We start from the raw sequence: 8,879 nt of genomic DNA, 5'->3' as shown, positions 1-8,879 counted from the left end.
TTCGTCCTTCGTCGTCGTAATCGTTGGCGCTTGCACATCACGGTAGACGTAACGCACCTTTTGGTCGACGGCCGTATCGTTGTCGAAATTAGCCGCGTCCGCTTGGTTTTGAACTACCAATTGGTAACCCGCAATTTTTTGATCCGCTTGCAACGACGCGTCGTCATAATTAACCGTCTCGTTCGTCACACCTGTCAAAGTATGACTTTGCACCTTGGTATCCGTTGTCAACGTTCGACCAACTTCATCAACGAATTCAACGACTACCTTTTGAGCCAATGGTGTGTATGTCACAACCGTGTTTTGCGTTGGTCCATCCGTATCGGCCACCGTATCATACGTCAACGTGTAAGTTGCTGACTTCTCATCGGCCGCAATCGTCCAAACGATACCTGGTGCATCAGTGACACTTGTAATCTTGTAACCAGTTGGTGCGTTAAACGTCCCCTTAACCACTTGTTCTGACTTACCATTTAGCGTCTCATCAGATTGTGGGAAGGCTGGCGTGTTGGGCGAACCATCCGCATATTGTTGCTTAATTGTCGCACTTTGATCAGCCGCAATATACGTTACCGTAAAGTTCTGGGCTTCTGTATCTTGCGCTGATCCATTATTCGTGCGTCAAAGATTGGATTTGCGGCCAAAGCTTTCGCCATCGTGTCGTAAACCTCACCATCAGGTCCGGTTACCGTGTAACTGTACCCTGCCTTAGTCAATTCACTATCTGAGAAGCCTTGTGGTAACGTGATATCCTCAGCCGTATAGCCCTGCACTGGCGTCATCTTAGCCGTCACAGTTGTTGGCCAAGTTGGCACGTTAATCTTAAACATTGCCACTTGTTCAGACTTGCTTAGCGTAATGGTCGTATCTTGCGTTTGCTCATCCGTGCCTGACGCATCCGTATTCTTCGAGTTATCGTACGTTCCCGTTACGTTAACCGTCTTACCATCATTACTAATCTCAGTTGTCATGCCTGAGGCGGCCGCTGCACTACCACTTGCTACGTAGTATCCGGCTGGCGTTGTGTACTCATACGCATATGATTGGTTAGTCTTGGCATTCTGCGTGTCAACAACACTCGTCGTACCATCCGGCATTGCTTGAATAACGTTTGCCGTTTGGTTATTTGGTGCAAAAGTAACCACCATATCTTGTGAATCACTATCAGTGGCACTATTACCATTCGGAGTATCATCTAGAATGACTGAATAAGTCGCTTCTTGGTGCGTCTCGTCCGTGTAAACCACATTATATGGATCACCGGAAATTGACACGATGTAGTAACCTTCAGGCGCGGTAATTGTACCCGTCTTAGAATCACCGGTCACCCCAGCTAATGGCACATCAGCTGGTACCGTTGGTGAACCAATCGCGTCGGCATAAGAGAAGCTAATATTTCCAGATTGACTAGCCGGTGCCATCCGTAGTGTGAAATTCTGCGCAGCGCTATCCGTAGCGCCCGGATTGTCGGTGTTATCAAAGGTAAAGGTAAAGTAAATTGTTTTCCCGTCCGCTGCAACACTTGCGCCACTTGGTTGGCCGTCTGCCGTAAAGTAATACCCGCTTGCCGCGCTAAAGCTAGATACAGAACCGGATCCATACACATCACCTGTCGCGCCGGCTACCGCAATCGCTGACATTGGTGCCGCCCCTGAATCAGTCATGAACGCAATATTGGCTGACTGGTAGTCTGCCTTATAGCTAACTTGGAAGGCTTGTGCACTCTTATCGGACTGCGTATCACCATTTGACGTATTGTCGTAAAGCGACTGCGCGGCCAAGGCCGATGACAACGTCGCATATGATTGCGTCGTGCCGTCCGGTCCAACAACTGATACTTGGTACGTATAACCCGGCACTGCCAATGTGCTGTCAGTCGTATTATATGAAATGGCACTGTTTGTCACGCCAGACGTTGTTTCAACGGCTGCTGCTGCTGAAATTGGTGAATCACTCGTTACCGTCAACGTACTCTCTTGATATGACGGTACTGGATTAAGAATAAATTGTTTAATACCTGAATGTTCAACGTTATCATCAACCGCATCAAATGAATTATTCGCCGCGATTGCCTCGTCCAACGTGGCATAACGGATGACATTCCCAGCTTCGTCTGTCACTAAACTATCATCAGCGTGCCTAACCGTTACATAATACGTATACCCTTGGGTCATCTCCATTGACTGCAATGTTGCATCTGTCAACTTAATACCTAGTGGCGCACCAGTATCTCCGGTGACGGTCTCCAGCACTTGGCCAGAATACTTATCATTGGTCTTCGCAACGACAACTTCGGCCGTTTGAGTAATCGCTGCATACTCAACCGTATATGTTTGTGGCGCAACGTCTGAATTCGTCGCGTTATTAGTATTGTCATACAAGCCAGCGGTTCCAGCTAACGCTGATGACAACGTTGCATACGTCTTACCATCAGGCGTCTTCACAGTGTATCGATAGCCAGCAACACGCAAAGCTGAGTCATTGGTTCCAAACGAAACTTGGCTACTCGTGACACCAGCGGCCGAATCAACCGTGACCCCACTACTAATTTGGGTGTTTCCCCCAACAACCAGGTTCGCTGATTGATAGTTGGCCACATATGACACCGTAAAGATTTGTGGATCCGCATCTGAGGCGCCACTCGCCGTATTCGTGTCGTTATACAAACTATTGGCTGCCATCGCTGCCGACAACGTACTGTAACTCGTGGTGCTGTTTGAACCCATATAAACGACATAACTGTATCCGCTCTGAGCCAACGTCGCATCAGTCGTGCTAGCAAAGGAAATTGCTTGACTAGTCACACCAGCCGCTGAACCCATTGTCAAACCAGCTCGAATTGGCGACTTATCAGCCCCGACCACGCGTGCTGCTTGACTAAGCGCGCTATAGCTAATTGTAAACATTTGGGCTTCCGCATCTGAATCCGTCGCGTTACTCGTGTCGTCAAACGTCGTGTTATTTGATTGTGCTGCGGCCAACGTGCTATACCACTCGCCATCTGGCCCCATCACACGGTAGCTGTAACCAGAGACCGCAATTTGTGAATCATTATATGCGAACGGAATTGTCTCAGCAGTCCCACCTGATGCAGTCGTCACGACACTACCCATACTAATTGGCGAATCAGACGTCACAGCCAACGATGCTTGTTGGCGATCCGCGACATAGTTCACCGTAAAGGCTTGCGCACTCGCATCATTCGCACCGGTGTTATCCGTTGCGTCATAGATACTATTTGCTGCAATTGCTGATGACAAGTCACTGTACGCCTTACCATCTGGTCCTGTTACTGTGTAGTGGTAACCACGCACATAAAGATCACCATCATCCGTATCAACGAACGTTAACGCACCACTGGTTTGACCGACTTGTGAATCGACCATGTTACCGGCGCTGATTGGCGACTTCGCATTTACTTGAATATAAGCACTTTGCTGGTCTGCCGTGTAGACGACGAAGTAAGCTTGTGCACTTTGATCAGATGATCCAACGTTTTGTGTACTATCAAAACGTCCTTCTGCGACTAAGGCCGATGACAAGGTTGCATAGCTGCTACCCATTGCCGTGTAAATATTGTATTGGTAGCCCGGCACGGCCAATTGTGAATCCGTTACATTAAACGAGATGTTACCGGCCGTTACACCTGCTGCCGAACCAACGATTGCCCCGGCACTTCTTGGGGCATTTTCATCCATTTGCAAATAAGCTGATTGATAATTAGCCCGGTATGACACCATGAAGCTTTGCACGGCGGAATCATTCAACGTCCCCAAATTATTCGTGTTGTCATAAATTGGGTTCGCTGACAATGCTGACGCCAAATTGCTATAAACTTGGCCATCCGGTCCCGTTACTGTGTACATATAACCACGGGCGTACAGGTTAGCATCCGTAATACTGAAGCTAATACTATCCGACGTCCCACCAGTGTTCGAGGCAAACTTTGAGTTAGCTCGAATTGGTGAGGTTCCCGTTACGTTCACAACAGCTGATTGGTAATCCGCCTTGTAACTCACCGTAAACTTATCTGGTGTATCATCTGCAACACCAGATGTCGTGTTGTTCGCGTTGTAGAACGAGTGGGCGGCCAAAGCTGAAGACAACGTCGTAAAGGTTGCGCTATCGCTACCATACTTCACGGTATACGTGTATCCACTCTTGGCCAATTGTGAATCCAGCGTCGTGTTTGAAGCACTCGGCGCAAAGGAGATTGCTGAACCGGTCACCCCGTTAGCTGACATCGCTGTCGAACCAGCACTAATTGGTGAACTAGCATCAACCACCACCGCTGCCGCTTGACTCATTGGTGCATAAAGCACAACGAAACGTTGGGCGTTTGTATCAGTGGTTCCGCCGTTGTTATTCGTCGCATCGTAGGTACCATTAGCGGCCAAAGCGGCGGCCAAGTTTGAGTACCAAACCGTATTGGCAGCATCGTAACCATACCCAACCGTGTACGTGTATCCTGAGACAGCCAATGTCGCATCCGTAGCACTGAAGGCCAACTTGCCACTCGTGCTACCGACGATGCTATCAACCATCACCCCACTACTAATTGGTGAATTTTGTTGCACACGAATGTACGCTGATTGCATATCTGCCTTATATGACACACGGAACGTTTGTGCCGACGCATCAGATGATGCCGAGCCATTTTCAGTAGCGTCATACAAGCTGTTTGCTTGCACCGCCGCTGACAAAGTTGCGTACGACGTTGAACCAGTTGGCCCATAAACAACGTACGTGTACCCACTCTTCGCTAACTGCGAATCCGTCGTGCTAAATGACAGTGCCCCACTCGTAACACCCGAAGCGGATGTTACAGCCGAGTTAGCCGCCACCGGTGACGCACTATCAACCACCACGTTGGCTGCTTGATACTGGGCCCGGTATTGGTACTTAATGACTGAATTACGATCGGCATCAAACAACCCATCGTCGTCAGAGTCTGATGACGGACCAATTAGGGTATACCCCGAAATCGTCAGTGGATTAGCTGGAATCTTTGCCCCAACATAACCCGTCTTGGTCACCGCTGTCGCAATTGTTTTACCATTTTCGTCATAGTAGTAGTACGTAATATTAGCCGTTTGTGGTGCATAAACGACCTTGAAACGTTGCACTTGGGCGTCAGTCGTTGCATTCGCTGCATTCGAGGTATTGTCATACTTCTGCGCAGCTACGGCTGATGTCAGCGTTGTATATGAATTAATGACACTACCCGCCGAGTTCAATACCTGCACGACATAGCTGTAACCACTTCTAGCCAACTGTGAATCCGTGGTACTAAATGAAATCGCACTGCTTGCCGGTCCATTCGTCGTTTCGTTAATCGCTGAATAACTCAAAACAGAGTTGCTTGACGTGTCCGTCGAATCCGTAAACAAAGATGCGTATTGATTAGTCTTATACGTAATTTGGAAAACTTGTGATGACGCATCTGAGCTACCACTATTGGCCGTTGCATCATAACGTGGGTGTGCCGCCACTGCTGATGACAACGTCGTGTACGCCGTACTATCAGGGGCATCCGTGCCCATGTACTTCACCGTGTACGTATAACCCGCACTGGCCAAGTTTGAATCGGTCACACCGGCAAAGGCAATTGTGCCACCTGTCGTTCCTGAAGCCGTTGCCTTCGTTGAACCGGCACTAATCGGTCCACTAGCATCGTAGCGCAACGCAGCCGCTTGGTACTGGGCTACGTAGCTAACCGTAAAGACTTGGGCTGACGAATCCGTCGTCCCTGTATTATTTGTCGCATCATACCGCGAGTTTGCGGCGACCGCTGATGACAACGTGCTGTAGTTTGAACCATTCGGTCCCTTCACCACGTATGAATAACCAGCCGTCGACAATGATGCATCCGTATATGGCAATGAAATCGTCGCACTCGTTGCCCCTAATGATGAGGCCAAAACTGAGCCGGCCTTTACCGGTGAGTTCGAATCAACAACCAAACTTGTGGTTTGCGTTGCTGGGGTGTAGTTAACCGTAAAGTACTGGTATGACGTATCACTCGACGCTTGGACACCGGCTACCTTGTTATCCGTGTTATCGAATGAATTCGCTGCAACTGCTGATGACAAGTTTGAATACGTAATGTTATCTGGACCCGTCACCGTGTAGGTATACCCTGACTTTGGCAAATTACTGTCAGTGGTACCGAAGTTAATTGCGCCACCCGTCCGGCCACCAGCTGCATCCTTATAGGTACCCGAAGACGTGGTTGCTGAATATGATCCATTCACGTAGGAATAATCACGCGTGTACAAGTACGCCCCTTGGTAATCTGGCACATACTTAACCGTCCAGCTTTGTGGTGTTGCATCAGATTGTACCCCAACTGAATTCGAGGTACTATCCCAAGCGTTGACTGATGCTGCAGCCGCAGCTGATGACATCGTCGCGTATGAACTACCCGCTTGATCCGTCACATAGTAGCTATAACCTGAGCGAACCAATGACGTATCCATAATACTGTTAGCGACACTTGTGCCACTTCCCAACGGATTTTCTTGATCAACGCTCCAGTATGACGTAATCACCGAGTTGTTACTCCACAAAGCCGGTGTGTCCGTTTGAATAATTGATTCTTGATAAGGCAACGCCGTGTACTTAATCGTAATCGTGTTGTTTGCTGCCGTTTGTGACACGGTCACATCGTTCGCTGACGAGACCCTATACCCACGAATCGTCGGTGCAGCGTAGGCATAATCTGCCGTTCCTGCCTTGGCTTGCGTTGACAGATTCGTAATTCCAATCACGTCACCAACGCCCGCCACAAAGGTCGTCGGGTCCTTAATGGCATTACCGTTAGCATCCACATACTTAACGGTCGTTGTTCCCGTCGCAAACGTTCCCGAGATATTATCAATTGAGGCAAAGTTATCCGCGGCTTTTTGTCCATTGGCTGCGTTCACACCGACTGAAAAGGCCTTCGGTGGATTAATCGTCACACCCGCTGTGTTGGTATTAACGGTCCACGTATTAGATGAATTTGCCTTATCGGTAAATGACGCCGTAATATAAGGACCGCCTCCTGGACCACCAGTTGGCCAATAAGTCAACTGGTACTTAATCGTCGTTGACCAATTCGTCATGTTGATACCCTTGGTATACAAGGCATCCGGTACTGAATTCAAAGCACCACTACTATTAGTCGTACGCAATGATCCAAATGGTCCGGCAGCTGGGTCACCAGAATTTTGGTAGAAATCCAGTCCCAAGGCCAAGGCGTTTCCAAATCCTTGGATACCCAGTCCACCACCACCATTACTCATGTTGTAATCCGTGGCCATCTTATTCGGGTCGGTTGGTGTCAAAACCAACCCCACCCAGTCTGACCAGTTACCATTACTTGGTAACTTACCATCCTGTCCACTCAAATTAGGGTGGAAGTATCCATCAATGGTGAATTTCTGCGATGCATCAAATTGACGGGTCAAATAGTAGTATCCGATTATGTTACTACCATTCGCTGTTAGCTTTGCGTATGTTTGACTTGTTGGATCAGCATATGAAGAATATTCCGCCCCCCACGCTGAACCGTTATACGTTCCTTTTCCAGCAATCGCGTCATTATCGTTAATCCCGGTTTTATTCCAAACCACATAACGGCCATTCGCATCCGCATCCGTCACTGTATCAATCGTCTGTGTCGAAGTCGTCTGCGCGGCAAATATCGCATCAACGTTCTTACTTAATCTACTCATAAATTGTGGATTGACCACCCCAACCGTCAGGGCCGTCATTCCAGCGGCAACCCAAAATTTACCGCTTTTATACATCTTCTTTCTAAATTTTGTCTCACCCATGTCAATAAACCCCGTTAAGTATTTTCTCAATCCATCATGTATGTTTCATATCTGAAACACTACCTTCACTTACCTTGAGTTTATAAGTTTATTATGAGAAATTCCTGTTTAAAAACTTGATTAATGTATTAATTTTGTATAGTTTAAAACGTTGACGCATCGACATTGGAAGGGTTTTCATACAAAACGTTTCACACTGTTAACAACTCATATATTAAAACTATATTAATTATCAATGATACATGTCGAAAATTGCGCACAAAAAAAGAGACCTCTCTCACTAAATGAGTGCAGGTCTCCCTTTGTGTCGAAACAGCCCACCACGACCGTTTCGACGTCTTCACCGTATCATGTTAACAGGCACCACCCCGTTAACAATCCCCATACTTCGAGGTGTCCAAGCCTCGAAGCGCTTTTCCTCCGATTCCGTGTGGGTCCTTCACCTCCCACGCGGAACCGTCACCGGACAGCAGGGCATCGCACCCTCCGCCAAGCGGCAGCCCTGGGCTCATCACTTCCCTGGCTAACTGCATCCCCGGTAACACACTTATTATAGCATAATGCGGTATGGCACGCTGGCATTAACGGCGGTAAAAGGTGGTGGCTTCCGTCAAACCAGTTTGTGCGGCAACCGCTGCTAATAATGGCGTTGTAATCGCATCAGCAGTCGTCAACGTTGGCAGTTGCTCAGTTACCAAACCGGTCACGGCTAACGCTTGGATATCCCAATCTTGATGCGCCACATTGTAGAAACCAGTTCGCGCAGCGTGCGCCTCATCAACCTCGTTCAAGCCAAACAAGCGGTTCACGATAAACTCCTGGACCCCCATATAATGGGCAGCGTTCGCATAAGCCTCTTGATTTTCATTTTTTAACCACAACGTCAGCGCAAGGGGCTCAGTTGGCGTCATAGGTAATCCTGTTTTACGTTGTAATTGGCCACCAATGCCGTTAATCATCAACGCATCGACATACTTAGCCGCTCGGTTATCACCGCCTGAAATCACTTCAGTCAGCGCATTGAAGTCCGCATCCAACGCAATCCAGCCATTCGCGATG

At 48.3% G+C, this 8,879-nt stretch carries 2 protein-coding genes and 1 pseudogene; all 3 read right to left on the bottom strand.

Translation table 11 applies throughout. The features are described from left to right. A pseudogene (locus WEIDD23_RS04530) lies at nucleotides 1-456 on the bottom strand (hypothetical protein); the annotation flags it as partial. 113 nt (nucleotides 457-569) lie between these two features. Next, a complete protein-coding gene (locus WEIDD23_RS04525) occupies nucleotides 570-7,820 on the bottom strand; it encodes a KxYKxGKxW signal peptide domain-containing protein (RefSeq protein ID WP_010375307.1) in 7,251 nt (2,416 codons plus the stop codon). A gap of 581 nt (nucleotides 7,821-8,401) precedes the next feature. Continuing rightward, nucleotides 8,402-8,879 (bottom strand): FGGY family carbohydrate kinase (locus tag WEIDD23_RS04520; RefSeq protein WP_242865426.1); only part of this gene is annotated, 478 nt, incomplete at its 5' end.

Origin of the sequence: Weissella sp. DD23, from assembly GCF_001579105.1 — a bacterium.
GTDB lineage: Bacteria > Bacillota > Bacilli > Lactobacillales > Lactobacillaceae > Weissella > Weissella cibaria.
This window is presented reverse-complemented; position numbering and strand designations above follow the sequence as displayed.

Bases quoted from the DNA above. Each gene is read 5' to 3' on its own strand.
- WEIDD23_RS04525 (WP_010375307.1), bottom strand. From the start codon at position 7,820: ATGGGTGAGACAAAATTTAGAAAGAAGATGTATAAAAGCGGTAAATTT.